Below are 18616 nucleotides of genomic sequence, written 5' to 3'. Positions count from 1 at the left end.
CGTGTAATAAATAAAAGAACACGTACCGTAAACGCTCAACTTACTGTACCGCTTAAAACTTAAAGTTCATTTTTTGATAAAAAGAAAAAACCTGAAGCCCGTAAAAGGGATTCAGGTTTTTTAAACTTAACGAGAGTAGTATTCAACGATAAGTTGTTCTGTGATCTCAGCTGGAAGCTCAGAACGCTCTGGTAAGCGTGTGAAAGTACCTTCCAATTTGTTTTCATCAAATGTTAAGAAGTCAGGTACGAAGTTATTTACTTCGATTGCTTCTTTAATTGCTGAAAGGTTGCGTGACTTTTCTCGTACACCGATTACATCTCCAGCAGAAAGACGGTAAGAAGCGATGTCTACACGCTTTCCGTTTACTGTGATGTGACCGTGGTTTACTAATTGACGAGCTGCACGACGAGTACGAGCAAGACCAAGACGGTAAACAACGTTGTCTAAACGAGCTTCTAGTAGTGCCATGAAGTTTTCACCATGGATACCAGGCATTTTTCCAGCATCATTGAAAATGCGGCGGAATTGACGCTCATTTACACCGTACATGAAACGAAGCTTTTGCTTCTCTTGTAGTTGTAAACCATATTCAGAGATTTTTTTACGTTGAGTAGGACCATGTTGTCCTGGAGCGTAAGGACGCTTTGATAATTCTTTTCCTGTTCCGCTTAGAGAAATTCCAAGACGACGGGAAACTTTCCATGTTGAACCTGTATAACGAGCCATTATTGACTCCTCCTTCACTTGTTTGTTTTGTGTTAAAACAATACAGTGACTATGACCTTTTCAAAAGCTTATTTTGTATGAAAAACACTTTCACTTCAGCAGCCATGAAGCTACACGGTGTTCCTTAATCATTAAAGAATTAAGGTACAAAATAATAACTGTTGATGGGCACAGTGCTACTTATTTTACACAAAGAACAGTATAATCTTTTTTGAACCAATATGTCAACTTTATTCTGGTATCCATCATAAATTTTTTAGGACAATTTGTAAAATAAGTCTGAATCATATATGATAATAATAAAGAAAGCGCTTACATTTTAAATCGTCCTAAAAGGAGAACTTTAAATGGAAACAAAACGCTTTGAGACAGAAGTCATTCATAAGGGGTATCATGCACTTCAGCACCACGGTAGTCTATCTCCGCCTATCTTTCAAACTTCAACGTTTGTTTTTGATACTGCGGAAACAGGAGCCAGCCGTTTTGCTGGTGAACAAGAAGGATACATTTATTCAAGGTTAAGCAATCCAACTGTAGCGATGCTTGAAGAGAGAATTGCTTCAATGGAAAATGGTGAAAAAGGTCTGGCTTTTGGTTCAGGCATGGCTGCTGTATCAGCCATTTTAATTGGTCTAACAAAAACAGGTGACCACGTTCTTTGTTCTGAAGGTGTTTATGGCTGCACTTTTGGACTTTTACAGCTTATGGAAGAAAAATTTCATATAACGCATGATTTTCATCCGATGCATAACGAGGAATCAATAAGAGCAGCAATAACAGATCACACAACCGTAATCTATATAGAGTCTCCTATTAACCCAACGATGAAGCTTGTTGACCTGGAGATGGTAGCTGGTGTTGCAAAAGAATATGGAATTCCGGTGGTTGTAGATAATACTTTTTCCTCTCCATATTTGCAGCGCCCATTGGATTTAGGCTGTGATGTTGTTATCCATAGCGCTACGAAATATCTTTGCGGGCATGGAGATGTTATAGGCGGGCTTGCTGTAGGAAGCAAGGAACTTATGAGCCATCTTGCAATGACAACGCAAAAAGATATTGGTGGAGTTATGTCTCCGTTTGATGCTTGGCTTCTGTTGAGAGGGATAAAAACTCTGCCAGTTCGTATGGACCGCCATTGCGAGAATGCCAAAAAGCTTGCTGATCTCATAAAAGAACATCCTGCTGTAGAAAAAGTGTTATTCCCGGGAGATACTGATTTTCCTCAATATGAACTTGCAAATAAACAAATGAGGAATGCGGGCGGACTGATCAGTTTCGAAATTAAAGGAGACAAGGCTGCTGCTCAAAAGTTTATGAATTCCTTGAAGCTCACCAAAATAGCAGTAAGCCTAGGAGACGCTGAAACATTGATTCAGCATCCAGCAACGATGACACATGCCGTAGTTCCTGAAGAAAACAGAATGAAGATGGGAATTACGGATCAGCTGCTTCGCTTATCAGTTGGTTTGGAAGCATGGGAAGATATTTGGAGTGATCTTCAACAAGCATTGAATCAAGTATAATCAAAAAGCACTGCGCAAAAGAGTTTGCACAGTGCTTTTTTAATTTGTTTTCTGGTTACTTGTGGTGAAAAAACGAATTAGGAATAAATCACAGATACAAGGAATAAAAGTCTGAAATAAGGAATAAATCCCCTCTTCGACCATCCCTCAACCATTAAATATATTGGAGTAAAATAGCTGAGAATTTCTCTAAATTTTCACGATCTACTTCATCAAATCGTTCTTTTTCAGGACTGTCGATATCCAGAACACCGACAAGCTTTCCATTTTTGACAAGCGGAACGACAATTTCCGATTGGGAAGCGGCATCACATGCTATATGTCCCGGGAATTCGTGTACATCTTTTACAACCAGCGTTTCCCGTTTTTCAGCCGATGTTCCACAGACACCTTTTCCTAACGGTATTCTTACACACGCAGGAAGTCCTTGAAACGGCCCTAAGACAAGCTGGTTTGATTCTTCTTCAAATGAATAAAATCCCACCCAATTCACTCTGTCCAAAAATTGATTCAATAAAGCTGATGCATTAGCAAGATTTGCCGTTGCATTTGTTTCTCCTTCAAGTAGTGCCTGAAGCTGTTTACATAGAAGATCATATGCTTTGTTTCTATCAGTGCTGTATTGTTGAACGGTAAACATCAAGATTCCTCCAAACCTGATAAATTGTTTACTCTATCCTATCAAATAATGTTGAACAATACACTCAAAAGCCCTTATTTGTCGAGCGATTATTAAAGGTTTATGTCTGCCGTCCAAGAATTTTATACATTAAGGAAGGACGGTGAACAAAATGAAGGCAGATAAAGCAGAAACAAAGATCAAAATAGCTGAAGCAGCCATCTCTCTTTTTACAAGCCAAGGATTTAAAGGTACAACTGTGAGGCAGATTGCTAAAAAAGCAGGTGTTAATCTCGCGTTGATTTCATACCACTTCGGCGGAAAAAAAGGGCTGCTTGAAGAACTGATCACTTTATTTTTTGAAGGTTATATTAGAAGGATTGAAATCGTCTATCATACCTCAAACTCTTCATCTGTTAAGGGGAATTTTATAGAACTCGTTGAGTCACTGTTGATCTATCAGCAGAAGAATCTTCCGCTTGCACGTTTCGTTTATCGTGAAATGACGCTGGATTCTACTCTTGTAAGGGAGTTAATGTCAACCTATCTTGTGAAAGAGAAATATTTTCTTCAAACCATGTTTGAAAAAGGCATGAAGAAAAAGGAGTTCAGAAGACAGCCAATTGATTTTTTGACCATTCAATTTAAAGATATGATGATGCTGCCCTTTTTGCATCCGTTATATTTATCCGAAGTCTACCAGATTACAGCTGAGACCGAAACGTTCATCAAACCGTACAAAAAGTGGATGGTTAACTGGTTTGATAAATGCGTATGTCAAACAGAAAGAAAAAATCCCCTCCTATCTGCTGTTCAAGCGCCTTTGTTTGGCTCAATCCAGGAGAAGTGGGGAAGTTAATTTTGCATATGGTTCCAGTTTTTCATACCCTTGACCAAGTCCCTTAGCGCTATGGGCGTCAGACCCGTAAACGAGAGGGATTTTTCTTTTGTGTGCTTCTTTTACAATCCATGCAGATGGATAAGTATCCCCACAAAAGGGCTTGACAGCACCGGCACCATTGTAATCCAAGGACATTCCTCGTTCAGAAACTTCTTTCAAAATATCATGAATATCTTCAGTGATACTGAAATCTGCTGGAAACAGCTTTTGGAACTTATTAACGAGCGTAATATGGCCGATTCTAAGCGGCTGGTAACTCATAAATGAGTGTTTGATTGATTTTTTTACAGCAGTAAAATAATTTTTATAAACAGAATTCAGCGCACCGGATTCCCTGATCATATCGTTAAAAACGTTCTCGTCATAATCCATGCAATAAAATGTCTCCCCGACATTCAAAAAGTGGACAGAGAGTATAGCATCTTCAAGCTCTGGACCGACTTCACGAAGAAAATCTTCTGTCTCTTGTTCAAACCCTTCTATAAAATCAATTTCCAGACCTGTTCTCACATCGATATATTTTCTATAGAATTTTTTTATCTCTTGAAGCTTATGAAAGTAGTTATTTAAGTCTCCATATAACATTGCACTGTCCTTTGCAGGAGCAGGATCCGTGAAATTCTTAGGCAATGGGGCATGTTCTGTAAATGTAATGCCTTTTATTCCAAGGGAAATAGCTTTTTCAATATACATTTCAAATGTGTCATTAGAACCGTGCGGGCAAAACGGAGTATGAACGTGTCCATCGTAATACATCTTTTATCCTCCTCCTTTCGACAAAATCTTCATTAATTTGGAAAAAATTTATCAAATTATGCATTTTTTTTACGTCAAATGTGTGTTTACATGTTATCATAAAAGCATTAAACTGCAATTTTATACGTAGAAAAACCTTTTTTCATTTAAATGAGTAAAATTATATTCTTATACATAATACAAGGAAATGAAGAAATAGAACAAGTAGAAGGGGTGCCTCCAATGATATACATACTCATTGCCATAGTTACATTCCTAGCATTAATCCTTTACGGTGCCATGTCACGCCGAAGAATATATAAAGAAATTGACCGCTTGGAAGCATGGAAAATGCAGATTATGAATCGTCCATTAACTGAAGAGATATCAAAAGTTAAAGGAATGGCGATGATCGGAGAAACGGAAGAAAAGTTTGAAATGTGGCGACAAGAGTGGGATGAAATGGTTACGACCCATCTTCCTAATCTTGAAGAAGACCTGTTTGATGCAGAAGAGTATACAGACAAATACCGTTTTAAAAAAGCGCGTACAATTTTAACAGGGGTTAATAAAGCTTTAGATGCAATGGATGCAAGAATGAAAGAAATAACCTCTGAAATTAATGAACTGGTAACGAGTGAAGAGCTTAACCGTGAAGAAATCGTTGAGGCAAAAGAAAAGCTGCAGGAAACGAAGAAATACTACTTAACTCATATTCGGGCACTTGGACAAACAGCTGCTCTTTTTGATAAAGAATTAGATGAGATTAAAGCTTTGTTTGAAACGTTTGAAGCACTCACTGTTCAGGGCAGCCATCTTGAAGCGAGACAAAAGCTCGTGGAAAGTTTGAACCGTATTTCTGAATGTAAAACAAAAATGCAAGGTGTTCCGGAGCTTCTGGTTATTTTACAATCAGATGTCCCAGGATCATTAAAAGAGCTGAGCGCAGGATTCACTGAAATGGAAGAGCAAGGCTATGTACTGCATCACATTGGGATCGAAAAAGAGATCTCCTCGTTAAAAGAATTAAATGAAGAAGCATTAAATAAAGTTTTCGAACTGGAACTAGAATATGCTCAAAAAGACATGGATGAGCTTATTCAAAAAATGGATCAGCTCTATGAAATGCTTGAGAACGAGGTACATTCCAAACAGTTTGTAATCAAAGAGAAGGAAGTATTTTCTTCCACTATCCAAAACCTTCAGGAACGCATTGAGAATCTAAAAGCTGAGACCGAAGCTGTTTCTTCCAGCTATTTAATTGAACAAAATGAAGCAGACATGCAAAAGAAAATTGAAAAACTTTTCCACAAGCTTCAAAGCAGATTTATCATCATTCAGGAATCAATCGATGAAAAAAGAGAATCATTTTCTGTAATCCGTGAAATGATGGAAGAGATGCAGAAACAAATGGAAGAACTTCAGCGCTCCCAAAAAGTATATGAAGAGATGCTTCACAATTTAAGAAAAGACGAGTTAGATACAAAACAAAGTCTTAAAGAACTAAGAAGAAAGCTTTTGGAAGCAAGACGGATGGTTCAAAAAAGCAACCTTCCTGGTCTGCCCGAACATTATCTGATTACCATCGGAAAAGCAGAGGAATACATCATCGAAGTTTCAAAAAAGCTGGATGAAAAGCCTTTAGAGATGTCTGATGTTTCTTATGTACTCAACAAAGCACATGAAGCTGTTAACGAAGGTTATGCAGAAACGTCTCAAATGATTGAGAATGCCTTCCTTGCTGAAAAACTTATCCAATATGGAAACAGGTTCAGAAGTTCATATCAATCTGTTTCTATACGATTGATTGAGGCTGAAATTGCTTTCCGCAACTATCAGTATGAAGATGCACTTCAAATTGCAGCTTCCGCGATTGAAAGTGTCCAGCCTGGGATTTTAAAAGAGATGGAAATCAATATGAAATCACATGTATAAAAACTGCAAGGATAAATATCCTGCAGTTTTTTACTGTTTGAAAAAGATTGAATTTCGCCACTTTGCAAAGACTATGAAGTAATATTGTTATGATGTCACGGATTTTAAATTATGGTATGATATTGAAATGTGCATTTATGGACGGAACGTATAATTGGAGGATTGGAAAGATGATTTATCTGGATAATAGTGCAACTACAAAGCCATATAAGGAAGTTCTTGAAACATTTGTTACCGTGTCTGAAAAATATTTTGCCAATCCATCTTCCCTCCATTCCAAAGGAGGAGAAGCAGAAAATCTGTTGACAGCAGCAAGAAAATCGATTGGTCATTTATTGGATGCTTCACCTTCTGAAATTGTATTTACTTCAGGAGGGACCGAAGGCAATAACATAGCAATAAAGGGTATTGCCTATCAGCATCAGAACCGCGGCAAGCATTTAATTACTACTGCTATAGAACATGCCTCTTCCTATGAATCCTTTCAATTTTTAGAAAGCCAGGGATTTGAAGTAACTTATTTGCCAGTGGATCAGACAGGGATGATTTCATTAGATAATCTGAAGCAGGCGATACGTCCGGATACGGTTCTTGTTTCGATGCTCCATGTCAATAATGAGACAGGTACCATCCAGCCGATTAAAGAAGTCGGTGAAACCTTAAAGAAACATAAAAAAATCTTTTTTCATGTCGATAATGTTCAGGGTATCGGTAAAGTTCCTCTGATGTTAAATGAATGGGGAATTGATCTTTGCACAATCTCAGCACATAAGATCCACGGATTAAAAGGTACCGGATTGCTATATGTGAAAAACGGAGTCACCCTGTCTGCTTTATTTACTGGAGGAGAACAGGAATATCGCAGGCGTGCGGGGACAGAAAATGTTGCAGGAATAGTTTCCATGGCAAAGGCTTTACGTCTAAATCTAGAAGAGATGCAAGTAAAGAAAGAAAACATGCTTGCTGTAAAACATTTTATTTTAAATGGATTAAAGAATATTAACGGAATTGAAATTAATACCCCTGAAGAAAATTCTGCTCCTCATATCATAAATTTTTCTGTTGAAGGTATTAAACCAGAAGTCTTGATTCATGCTCTTGATAAAAGAGATATCTTTGTTTCGACACGGTCTGCATGTTCTTCAAAACAGGGAGGAGCAAGCCGAATACTGCTGGAGATGGGTCTTGATGAAAAAAGGGCATCTACGGCAATCCGCATAAGTACTTCGTATGATAGTACGGAAGATGAAGTGAAGACGGCATTAAAAGTATTGGAAGAAGAGATTTTAAACTTTAAAAAGGTAATGAGGTAATATAAATGCTTTATGATCATTTAGTAGTACGTTACGGAGAATTATCCCTAAAAGGAAAAAACAGAAGGCACTTTGAGTCTCAACTGTTCGAAACTGTTAAAAGAAAACTTCGTCAATACGACAATCTTAAAATGGCAAAATTATTTGACCGGATCGTTGTCGAATTAAACGGACAGCCATTTGAGCCTGTTGTGAAATCACTTCAGGATATTTTTGGTATCCATTCAATCAGCTTGGCACTAAGAGCTGAAAATGATTTACAAGAAATTCAAAAAGCTGCTTTGCTTGCACTTAATGAGGCAATGGTTAAAAAAGGAACCTTTAAAGTTACTGGAAAACGTTCTTTAAAATCCTTTCCGGTTAATTCCATGCAGCTTAACCGGGAAGTGGGAGGATATCTTTTACAGCATACAGAAGACCTAAAAGTTGATGTTCATAATCCGGATGTAGATGTGAAAGTTGAAGTTAAAGATACAGGTACTTACATCAGCTGTCAGACATTTAAAGGTGCAGGCGGTTTGCCTATTGGGGTTGGCGGTAAAGCAATGCTTATGCTTTCTGGAGGAATTGACAGTCCCGTTGCCGGTTATTTAACAATGAAACGGGGAGTCCGCATCGAAGGAGTACATTTTCATAGCCCCCCTTTCACAAGTGAACGCGCAAAGCAAAAAGTTGTAGATTTAACACAGGAACTTACACGTTATAGCGGAGGTAAAATCAAGCTTCATGTGGTCCCGTTCACAAAGATTCAGCAAACCATAAAAGATAAGATCCCCTCAAGCTACAGTATGACGATCATGCGGCGTGTAATGCTTAGAATTACAGAAAAATTAGCAGAAAATAACCATGCAATGGCTATTGCGAATGGTGAGAATCTCGGGCAGGTTGCGAGCCAGACGATGCACAGCATGTATGCAATTAACGAAGTCACAAACATGCCGATCCTTCGTCCGGTTATAACGATGGACAAGCAGGAAATCATGAATATCTCACATAAAATAGGAACATATGATATCTCAATTCGTCCTTATGAAGACTGTTGCACTATTTTCTTGCCATCAGCTCCTAAAACTAAACCGAAACGCGAGAAAGCAATTCTGTTTGAAAAAAATATTGAGAATTTGGAAGAACTAATAGAGGAAGCTGTTCAAGAGGTTGAAACCCTCATCCTTGAAGAAGGCAAAACTACTGATAATACATTTGAAGATCTGTTTTAAAACCTGCACCTTGTGCTAGCGGGTCTGCAGGTGGCGAAATTACTAAGCATCTAGTAGCTCAAGCTCTAGATGGATTCCAAAAATTAAATAATAAATGGCTAACGGAGCGGGCTTTCCCCGCTCCTTTTTATTTTGTCTTAAACGATGACTAAATTTTAAAAATTTTCAAAAATATATTATAATGAGAATAAGTGTGTAATCGACATGATGAAAACGAAAGGGTGGATGTTGAAAATGAATTTAGTCGCTCCTAGTATCTACAACTTAACAGAAGAAATTGAAAAATTCGCAGAGAACCCGGATAAAAAAGCATTGATTTGGATGAACGAAAAAAATGAAACACAAACCATAACTTATAAAAACTTGATGGAACGAGCAAATCAAATCGCTAATTCACTTGAAGAATTAGGATTGATTAAAGGTGATCGAGTCCTTATTATCATGCCTCGCTTAATTGAAACATACGCTGTGTATATCGCTTGCTTAAAAGCAGGTATTACCGTTATACCATGTTCCGAGATGCTAAGAGCTAAAGATCTGAGTTATCGTGTTCAGCATAGTGAAGCAAAAGCGATCATTGCAGATTATCAATTCACAGAACAAGTAAGCGAAATAAAAGAACATCTTCCTACTCTTACATACAAAATAAGCGCTAATGGAGAAACGGAAAACTGGCTAAGCTTAAAAGCAATAACAGAAAATGTGAGCGATTCTTATAAGGCTCCTGAAACCTCAAGAGATGATATGGCTTTTCTTTCCTATACATCCGGTACAACTGGTCAGCCTAAAGGAGTTGTCCATACACATGGATGGGGATATGCACATATTCGAACTGCTGCAAAAAGCTGGCTGAGTATCTCTGAAAACGATAAAGTCTGGGCTACGGCAGGACCAGGCTGGCAAAAGTGGATCTGGAGTCCATTTGTTTCTGTATTAGGGACTGGGGCAACAGGCTTTGTATATCAAGGTAAATTTGATCCTCAGCAATATTTGTCTCTTTTAGAAGATCAGCAAATTTCCGTATTATGCTGCACGCCTACTGAGTACAGATTAATGGCAAAAGTAGATAATTTAGATCAATATCGCTTACCTCATTTAAGAAGTGCTGTTTCAGCAGGTGAACCATTGAATAGGGAAGTAATCGATACGTTTAATAAGTACTTCCATATTAAAGTTCGTGATGGTTATGGGCAAACAGAGAATACATTGCTGGTAGGTACTATGGAAGGTATGGAAATCAAGCCAGGGTCCATGGGGAAACCTACACCTGGAAATGATGTGGATATCATTGATGAGAATGGAATACCTGTAAGACCAGGAGAAGTTGGTGATATTGCCGTTCATAAAAACTGCCCCGCACTTTTTAAAGAATATTATAAAGATCAAGACCGTACGTTAATGGCCTATAGAGGGGATTATTACATTACTGGCGATAAGGCAAAGAAAGATGATGAGGGATATTTTTGGTTTGAAGGCAGAGGGGATGACATCATTATTTCCTCAGGATATACCATTGGGCCGTTCGAGGTCGAAGATGCACTTGTGAAGCATCCAGCTGTTAAGGAGTGTGCTGTTGTAGCAAGTCCCGATGAGATCAGAGGACATATCGTAAAGGCGTTTGTGGTATTGAGAGAAAATACAGCAAACAATAAGGAAGCACTTACATCCGAATTACAAGAACATGTTAAGCAACTGACAGCACCATATAAATACCCTCGTTCTATCGAATATGTGAACGATCTGCCAAAAACAACTTCAGGTAAGATCCGGCGAATAGAGCTTCGTCAGCTAGAAGCAACCAAAACAAGATAAGGGTAATGAAAAGCAGGCTGATGTCTGCTTTTTGTTCTGAAAACCGTTATAATACGATTAAAATGTTATGTACAAAAGGTGGTAAGAAAGTGGGAACTTTGTTTCATAATGGCACGATTTATACAATGATTAATGAAGGCGATCAATGTGAAGCGGTATATGTGAAAGATGGTACTATTGTGAAAACAGGAAAGAAAGAAGAACTCTATCCTATTTTTAGCCAAGAAATTACACAGACTGTAGATTTAGAAGGAAATGTTATGTTTCCTGGTTTTGTTGACAGTCACTTGCATTTGATCGGGCATGGTGAGAAGCTCATTAGATTGGATCTTTCAGAAATGACTTCTGCAGAAGAAATGGAAAAGGCCTTAAGAAAAAAAGCGAAAACTTTGGATGAAAATGAGTGGCTCCTTGGGGAAGGATGGAATGAGAACAATTTTATAGACCGAAAAATTTTTCACAAGAACGAATTAGATGTGATTTCTGAGGGCCGTCCTGTTTTATTATCAAGAGTATGCCGTCATGCTTTTTTAGCAAATTCAAAAGCACTTGAACTAGCAGGAATAATGAATGAAACGCCAGATCCAGCAGGAGGTATCATTAAACGGGATGCTGACGGAGATCCTACTGGATTATTGCATGATAGTGCAGCTGACCTCGTAAAAAAAGTAGTTCCGGAAGTTTCGCAGGAATATTTGAACAAAGCTTTAAAAACATCTGTAGAATACTTGCTTTCGTTAGGATTAACCGGTGGGCATTCAGAGGACCTTAGTTATTATGGAAATGTTGAAAGACCTTTAAATGCTTATAAAAAGGTTTTTGAAGATGATCATTTAAAATTCAAAGCCCATTTACTCGTACATCATGAGGCCCTTGATGATTTTAAAAAGATCAAAAAAAATTATCAGCTGCCGTTTGTTGAATATGGTGCTATGAAAATATTCTGTGATGGAGCTTTTGGAGGACGAACAGCATGGCTTTCTCATCCTTATAATGATGCTCCTGAAACATCGGGTGTTTATATTCACGAGGACGATGAATTGTTAAAACTGATTCAAAAAGCCAGAAAAGAAAACATGAATATTGCTGTTCATACCATTGGCGATATGGCTCTTCAGAAAACGATTGAAGTGATAAAAAAATGTCCCCCCCATGGTGGTGCGGACCGGCTTATTCATGCAGGTTTAGTATCAGAGTCTTTGATCAATGAGTTGAAACAGCTGTCCGTTATCCTAGATGTTCAGCCTGGTTTTGTTGCATCCGATTTTCCGTGGCTAATTGAACGTCTCGGTACGGAACGGATTCCTTATGCTTATGCTTTCCGAACCTTGCTGGATGAAGGTATCATTTGTGCAGGCGGATCAGATGCCCCAATAGAACCTGTTAATCCCTTATTAGGTATCTATGCAGCTGTTGCCCGCAGAAAACCACGTGAAAAACACGAGGGATACGTACTGGAACAAAAACTTACAAGACATGAAGCGATTGGGCTTTATACTTTTGGCAGTGCTGCGGCCATTGGACAAGAACATATAAGAGGATATATTAAAGATGGTTATGCTGCGGATTTCACGGTATACGACCGTGATTTATTCAAGATAACTATAGATGAAATACTTGAAGCTAAAGTGAAATACACGATCGTTGAGGGTGAGATTGCATACGAATTATCTTCAGCAAAAAATACACATTCCCATAGTTAATACAAGAAACAGCCTGCAAACGCAGGCTGTTTTTATCAGCTATAGAAAACTTCTTTTCACTTTATGCCAAAACGAGTTATCTTTTAACTTAACCGTTTTTATCCGTTTATTTGTCAGCTCAAAACTTAAGCTTTCACAATGCTTTACACTCATTGCCTCATTATCCATTCCGATTATCGGATAATGGCTGTTATCATGTTTGATTTTTAACGACATTTTTCTGTTATCACTCAATAAAAATGATGAACCAAGTGTACGGTACCGATTGTTATTTAATGAAGCAAGCTCACTGATCTGATAACAGGCAAGCATTGGATCTACTACAGCGCCGTTAACGGATTTGTTATATGCTGTACTGCCAGTTGGAGTTGAAATGATCAATCCGTCGCCGCGGAAAGTCTCAAAATAAAGATCATCAATAAAAACATCAATTTCAAGCGTTCTTATAATGGAAGAACGAAGTGAACATTCATTCAGACAATAAAACAATCCTTGTCCATCAATCGTTACGGATAGAGCTGGATACTTCCTGACTTCGATCTGTTCGTTCTTCATGGCTTCAATCATGCCTGCTTGATCATCAATATGAAAATCACAATAAAATTCCGAATCTAATGTACTTACCCCGACATAAAGACAATCTTCTCTAAATCCTGTCTTTCGAACAGCCTGTAAGAATGCTCCGTCACCGCCGATGCTTGCAATGATGTTGGCTTCTTTTTCATTCTCTGTGACCGCGAACCCTTCTCTTTCTGCTAAAGATTTAAGTCCATCTGCTTTTTTAAGTATGGATTCTTCTTTTTTATAGAAAAAGAAAATCTTATTTCTTTCAGTCATCTTTCCTACCTCCCTTAAAAATTATACTCCACAGTTATTTTGTTCGGACTGTCAATATTGATTCCCTGGCTATATTGTAGCAGACATTCTATATACGTTTAGATTAACAATCCCTTGCCTATACTGAAAAAATAGAAGGGAAGAACATTTATGGAATGGATTTTAATCATTTTATCTATTTTTATCATTCTATTTTTACTCTTAATGATTTCCACGCTTAATGTTGCACTAAACTTTGTGCATCGCAACGATAACAGCGATATTAAAATCACTTTGCGTATGTATCGCATTATAAAGTACACACTTCATATTCCTCTTGTCAAGGTCGATACAAAAGACCATGCGGTGAAAATAAAAGAAGAAACGCAGGCAAGTATGGGACAAAAGAAAGAAAAAAAGAAAAGGAAATCGTTTAAACAGCTCAAGCACCAATATATCATGTTTCAAAAAACATTGAAGCATGTCCAAAACTTTTATCGCATTATTGCGCAATTTTTAAAGAAAATAAAAGTTTCTAATGTTGAGTGGCACAGTGCAATCGGTCTAGGAGAAGCCTCTTCATCAGCGGTGGCAGCTGGAACAGTCTGGGGGATAAAAGGTATCGTACTCCAGCTCATTAATACATTTTTTCAATTAAAAGGAACACCGTCTATTTCTGTTGTTCCTGTTTTTCAAGGAATGCATAGTGAAACGAGGCTTTCTTGTATGGTTTCTTTTAAAATCGGGCATGCTATTGTCGTTATGTTAAAAATATTGAAATCTTGGCGAAAGTCAAGGAGTTCATCTCAGGTAAATTCTGAATATATGACTGGAGGAGTGTAAAAAATGAGTGAACATCCAATCCAGGGTTTAATGAAAACCGCAATGGAAAATCTAAAAGAAATGATCGATGTTAATACGATTATTGGAGACCCTGTCGAAACACCTGATGGCAGTGTAATCCTTACTGTTTCAAAAGTTGGTTTTGGTTTTGCAGCCGGAGGAAGTGAATTCGGAAATCAGCAGCAATCTCAAAATTCTTCCCAAGGGTCACAGCAATCACATCAAGGATCTTCAAGTGATTCTAAAGAGATGCCTTTTGGAGGAGGAAGCGGGGGCGGAGTTTCAATTACTCCAATCGCATTCCTGGTTGTTAGCAATACGGGGATAAAAACAATTCATTTAGATAACAGTACACATCTTTATGAAAGAATTTTAGACTTAGCGCCTGGTGTCATCGATAAACTGCAGCATTTAATGAATAAAAATAAAACAAAAGGATCTTCAACTACACAACCAAATGAGTTTTAAAAGGAAGCTAACATCTTGTTAGCTTTTTCTTCTGTGATGTTTTAAGATGAATAGGGAAGTACATAAATTTGAAGGAGGAGTTATAGATCATGAGCGTTACATTTAAAGAAAAACCGGTCACTTTATTAGGAAACCAGGTAAAAGCAGGAGATCAAGCTCCAGATTTTAAAGTTCTTGCAAATGATTTGTCTGAGGTTACTTTAGCAGATTCAAAAGGAAGTGTAAGACTGATAGCAGCTGTACCGTCAGTGGATACAGGTGTCTGCGATGCTGAGGTCCGCCGTTTTAACGAGGAAGCTTCTAAGCTTGATCATGTTAAGGTGTTGACGATCTCAGTGGACTTGCCTTTTGCACAAAAGAGATGGTGTGCAGCAGCAGGTATTGAAAACGTTCAAACGCTATCTGATCACCGTGATCTTTCTTTTGGAAAAGCTTATGGTGTAGCGATTGAGGAATTGCGCCTTTTAGCACGCTCCGTATTCGTTATCGATAGCTCTGACAAAGTTACATATGTTGAATATGTAGACGAAGTTACGAACCATCCAAATTATGAAGCAGCGATTGAAGCTGCAAAAGCTGCGAAATAACAGTAACCACCCATCTCCGGCAGTGCTCTCTGCTGGAGTTTTTTTATGAAACAGCATTTATAAATGGTTTAGCATTGTGTATGGTGCATGTCATTTGATAAAATGTTTCCTGTGAAAACTTAGGAGGAAATAATGAGTACTTTTAAAGATGTGGAGAAACTATTTATAGTATTAGATAATACAACAACAGCCATAAAGGAAAAATTAGAAATACCATATTTAGATGCTCTCGTTGAAACAGGCGAAAATTTGTTTTTTCAGGAGATTCCTAAAGAGTATCCAAAAGAATTGATCAGTGTTTTAACGGGGGAGTATAAAAAGGTTAACTTGACTGAATACGGCAAGGAAGAATTACGTAAAGCTTTTCAGCTGGCTGTATTAAAAGGAATGAAGGAAGCTGTTCAGCCCCATCATGCAATGACTCCGGATGCTGTAGCTTTATTCACAGGCTACCTTGTACAGAAATTCATGAAAAAAGCGGAGCATCTTACCCTATTAGACCCAGTAATCGGTTCTGGAAATTTATTGACTGCTGTATTAAATCAGCTAAAAGATAAAGAATGTGAAGCGTTTGGTGTTGAAGTAGATGAAACGCTGCTGCGTTTAGCCTGGGTAAACGCAAACATACAAAAACATAAAGCAGAGCTGTTCCATCAAGATGTGATTAAACCTCTCTATGCAGATCCGGTTGATGTTGTTATAGCGGACCTGCCTGTCGGATATTACCCAGATGACGATACTGCTAAAGTGTATAAAGTAAGAGAAAAAAACGGTCACACTTATGCACATCACTTAATCATCGAACAGTCAGTCAATCATTTAAAAGAAGCTGGAATTGGTATTTTTATTGTTCCAAACAACCTTTTTGAAAGTGAACAATCAGCTTTATTGCAAGCCTGGATTAAAGAAAATGTAACCATCTTAGGTTTGCTTCAGCTCCCGGAAACACTTTTCAAATCATCGGTTCATGCGAAAAGCATCCTGATTCTGCAAAAGAATGGTGAAGGGGCTATTAAGCCAAAACAAGCAATTCTTGCGCAGCTGCCTTCTTTTTCAAACAAAACCGGATTGGCAAATGTGATGGACCAGATGAATGAGTGGTTTAAAACTGAATGGGAACGTGAAAAATAACAGCGTGGGATCACTCATGCTGTTTTTTTTGTACAGTTGCAAACGCATTCAAATCTGAATTGCATGAATATAAGGTGTAAGCGTTTTACAACCTTGATAATAACGATGTGCAATGTTTAAATAAGGAAGGATTATAGTATTAATGAGATAGAAGTGTGCAGCAAAGCGCTCTTCTTTTTCTTGAATTGAAGGAGATGGCTATTTTGGCTAAAATTATTGCAATTAATGCCGGAAGCTCGTCCTTAAAGTTTCAGCTTCTACAAATGCCCGAGGAAGAAGTACTGACAAAAGGACTTGTTGAACGTATCGGATTAAATGATTCTATTTTCACAATCGAAGTTAATGGTGAAAAAGTTAAAGAAGTAAAAGATATTCAGGACCACTCTGAAGCAGTTTCTATGCTTTTAGATAAATTGATCAATCACGGCATCATATCCTCTCTTGATGAGATTGAAGGAATTGGCCATCGTGTCGTTCACGGAGGAGAAAAGTTTAACGATTCTGTTTTAATTACAGATGAAATCTTAAAAAGGATTGAAGAAATTTCATATCTAGCTCCGCTCCACAATCCTGCAAACGTTGTAGGGATTAAAGCATTCCAAAAAGTATTGCCGAATGTACCGGCTGTTGCCGTATTTGATACAGCTTTCCATCAGTCAATGCCGGAAAAATCATTCTTGTACAGCCTTCCGTATGAGTATTATGAGCAATATGGAATTCGTAAATATGGTTTCCATGGTACAAGCCATAAGTATGTTTCTGAAAGAGCGGCTGAACTGCTTGGCCGTCCGGTAGAACAGCTTCGTCTTCTTTCTTGCCACCTTGGAAACGGAGCAAGTATTGCTGCAATTGAAGGCGGTAAATCCATCGATACTTCTATGGGGTTCACTCCTTTAGCTGGTGTAACAATGGGGACTCGTTCAGGAAACATTGACCCTTCATTAATTCCTTATATCATGCAAAAGACTGGTCAAAGTGCTGAAGAAGTGTTGAATGTGTTAAACAATAAGAGTGGTATGCTCGGTGTTTCTGGTTTCTCCTCAGATCTTCGAGATATTGAAAGTGAAGCAGAGAAGGGGAATGAACGTGCTGAACTTGCTCTAGAAGTATTTGCTAGTCGTATCCATAAGTACATTGGTTCTTATGCAGCACGAATGGCAGGTATTGATGCTATTATCTTTACAGCAGGTATCGGTGAAAATAGTACAGCTGTCCGTGAAAGAGTACTTCGCGGTTTAGAATTTATGGGCGTGTATTGGGATCCTGCATTAAATCAGGTTCGCGGTAAAGAAGCATTCATCAGCTACCCTCATTCACCTGTAAAAGTAATTGTAATTCCTACAAACGAAGAAGTTATGATCGCTAGAGATACTATGCGTATAGCGATGTAAGCTTGATAAACAACCTTTTATCATGTATTTATTGCATGAGAAAAGGTTGTTTTTGTGTTTAAGTGGGTATTTGTTTATTTATATGAAGGAAAATGAATGAAAAAAGCGTAAATTCTTTTATGTACCTTTAACAGGAGTGACTCAAACCATCAAGGGAGAGGGTTTTTCATGTACAAAAAGGAACAATACTTATACACAAACGAAAAAAACGTTAAAGTTATTATTAGAAATTATGAGAAGAAAGATTTTAAGGAGCTCATACAAATTCAAAAAGAAAGTTTCCCGCCGCCATTCCCTTCCGATCTATGGTGGAACGAGGAACAGCTTACAAATCATGTAACCCTTTTTTCTGAAGGGGCTTTATGTGCAGAAATTAACGGAGTTCTTGCTGGATCAATTACCGGATTGCTGGTGGACTTTGACCCGGAGCATCCAAAACATACTTGGGAAGAGATTACAGATAACGGTTATATTAAAACTCATAAAAAGAACGGGAATACACTTTATATAGTTGATATATGTATACGTCCCTCATATAGAAAACTTGATCTTGGAAAACTCCTCATGCAATCTATGTATGAAACCGTTATTCAGTTGAAGCTTAGCAGGCTCTTAGGCGGGGGAAGGATGCCAGGATACCATAAGTTTTCCGAAGAAATGAAGCCTGATGTATATATAGAAAAAGTAGTGAAAGGAGAATTGCGCGACCCTGTTATTTCATTTTTGCTGCGATGCGGCCGAACCCCTCTTGTTCTCGTTCCTGGATATTTGGAGGATGAGGAATCGTGTCACTATGGCTTGCTGATGGAATGGAAAAACCCATTTCATTCTTCTCATTAGCTGCTAGACTAACAGTAGATATTATTTTTACTTAAATCCACGGTTATTAT

General features: G+C 38.0%; 17 protein-coding genes. 13 read left to right on the top strand and 4 right to left on the bottom strand.

All coding sequences use genetic code 11. The annotated features are described in order from the left end of the window. Nucleotides 1-126: 126 nt before the first annotated feature. Nucleotides 127-729: a 30S ribosomal protein S4 gene (gene rpsD / locus M3196_RS05105; protein ID WP_251321138.1), complete on the bottom strand. Its 603-nt coding sequence runs from the start codon at nt 727-729 to the stop codon at nt 127-129. Nucleotides 730-1076: 347 nt separating this feature from the next. Here rpsD and megL point away from each other — a divergent pair, with 347 nt between their 5' ends. Next, nucleotides 1077-2255: a methionine gamma-lyase gene (megL, locus tag M3196_RS05100; protein ID WP_251321137.1), complete on the top strand. Its 1179-nt coding sequence runs from the start codon at nt 1077-1079 to the stop codon at nt 2253-2255. 154 nt (nt 2256-2409) lie between these two features. On the opposite strand, the gene M3196_RS05095 is transcribed toward megL, so the two are convergent. Then, a complete protein-coding gene (locus M3196_RS05095; RefSeq protein WP_251321136.1) occupies nt 2410-2895 on the bottom strand; it encodes a GAF domain-containing protein in 486 nt (161 codons plus the stop codon). Between the two features lie 151 nt (nt 2896-3046). Here M3196_RS05095 and refZ point away from each other — a divergent pair, with 151 nt between their 5' ends. Then, nucleotides 3047-3733: a forespore capture DNA-binding protein RefZ gene (gene refZ, locus M3196_RS05090; RefSeq protein ID WP_251321733.1), complete on the top strand. Its 687-nt coding sequence runs from the start codon at nt 3047-3049 to the stop codon at nt 3731-3733. Here the strand turns inward: refZ and hisJ are convergent. After that, the gene (gene hisJ / locus M3196_RS05085; protein WP_251321135.1) at nt 3707-4531 is read right to left on the bottom strand and encodes a histidinol-phosphatase HisJ; all 825 of its coding nucleotides are present in this window, start codon (nt 4529-4531) and stop codon (nt 3707-3709) included. The two genes, refZ and hisJ, sit on opposite strands and share 27 nt — an antisense overlap. 222 nt (nt 4532-4753) lie before the next feature. On the opposite strand from hisJ, the gene ezrA reads away from it, so the two are divergent. The 5 genes from ezrA to M3196_RS05060 all read left to right on the top strand — a co-directional run bounded on the left by ezrA (nt 4754) and on the right by M3196_RS05060 (nt 12490). Then, on the top strand, nt 4754-6445 hold the full coding sequence (gene ezrA / locus M3196_RS05080; protein ID WP_251321134.1) for a septation ring formation regulator EzrA: 1692 nt from the start codon (nt 4754-4756) through the stop codon (nt 6443-6445). 170 nt (nt 6446-6615) lie between these two features. After that, nucleotides 6616-7758: a cysteine desulfurase family protein gene (locus tag M3196_RS05075; RefSeq protein ID WP_251321133.1), complete on the top strand. Its 1143-nt coding sequence runs from the start codon at nt 6616-6618 to the stop codon at nt 7756-7758. A 5-nt stretch (nt 7759-7763) separates the two neighbouring features. Further along, nucleotides 7764-8975, top strand: a complete 1212-nt coding sequence (gene thiI / locus M3196_RS05070; protein WP_251321132.1) for a tRNA uracil 4-sulfurtransferase ThiI — start codon at nt 7764-7766, stop codon at nt 8973-8975. A gap of 234 nt (nt 8976-9209) precedes the next feature. Beyond that, the gene (gene mbcS, locus M3196_RS05065) at nt 9210-10787 is read left to right on the top strand and encodes an acyl-CoA synthetase MbcS (protein WP_425310975.1); all 1578 of its coding nucleotides are present in this window, start codon (nt 9210-9212) and stop codon (nt 10785-10787) included. A gap of 89 nt (nt 10788-10876) precedes the next feature. Beyond that, nucleotides 10877-12490: an amidohydrolase gene (locus M3196_RS05060; RefSeq protein WP_251321131.1), complete on the top strand. Its 1614-nt coding sequence runs from the start codon at nt 10877-10879 to the stop codon at nt 12488-12490. Between the two features lie 39 nt (nt 12491-12529). On the opposite strand, the gene M3196_RS05055 is transcribed toward M3196_RS05060, so the two are convergent. Further along, the gene (locus tag M3196_RS05055; protein WP_251321130.1) at nt 12530-13327 is read right to left on the bottom strand and encodes an NAD kinase; all 798 of its coding nucleotides are present in this window, start codon (nt 13325-13327) and stop codon (nt 12530-12532) included. Between the two features lie 150 nt (nt 13328-13477). On the opposite strand from M3196_RS05055, the gene M3196_RS05050 reads away from it, so the two are divergent. From M3196_RS05050 to M3196_RS05025, 6 genes are all read left to right on the top strand, one after another. After that, nucleotides 13478-14149 carry a DUF2953 domain-containing protein gene (locus M3196_RS05050; protein WP_251321129.1) on the top strand — a complete coding sequence of 224 codons (672 nt, stop codon included), beginning with the start codon at nt 13478-13480 and terminating at the stop codon, nt 14147-14149. A 3-nt stretch (nt 14150-14152) separates the two neighbouring features. Next, complete coding sequence (ytfJ, locus tag M3196_RS05045) at nt 14153-14617, top strand: GerW family sporulation protein (RefSeq protein WP_251321128.1); 465 nt, start codon at nt 14153-14155, stop codon at nt 14615-14617. Between the two features lie 86 nt (nt 14618-14703). Continuing rightward, nucleotides 14704-15204 (top strand): thiol peroxidase, encoded by a 501-nt coding sequence (gene tpx / locus M3196_RS05040; protein ID WP_251321731.1) that lies wholly within the window; start codon nt 14704-14706, stop codon nt 15202-15204. A 132-nt stretch (nt 15205-15336) separates the two neighbouring features. Then, nucleotides 15337-16335, top strand: a complete 999-nt coding sequence (locus M3196_RS05035; RefSeq protein ID WP_251321127.1) for a class I SAM-dependent methyltransferase — start codon at nt 15337-15339, stop codon at nt 16333-16335. A 203-nt stretch (nt 16336-16538) separates the two neighbouring features. Then, a complete protein-coding gene (locus M3196_RS05030) occupies nt 16539-17726 on the top strand; it encodes an acetate kinase (RefSeq protein ID WP_251321126.1) in 1188 nt (395 codons plus the stop codon). 168 nt (nt 17727-17894) lie between these two features. Beyond that, a complete protein-coding gene (locus M3196_RS05025) occupies nt 17895-18566 on the top strand; it encodes a GNAT family N-acetyltransferase (protein ID WP_251321125.1) in 672 nt (223 codons plus the stop codon). The last annotated feature ends 50 nt before the right edge of the window (nt 18567-18616 follow it).

Source organism: Fictibacillus nanhaiensis, from assembly GCF_023715445.1.
GTDB classification, from domain to species: Bacteria; Bacillota; Bacilli; order Bacillales; family Fictibacillaceae; genus Fictibacillus; species Fictibacillus nanhaiensis_D.
Note: the sequence above shows the minus strand (reverse complement) of the source record. Positions and strands in the feature narration are given on the sequence as shown.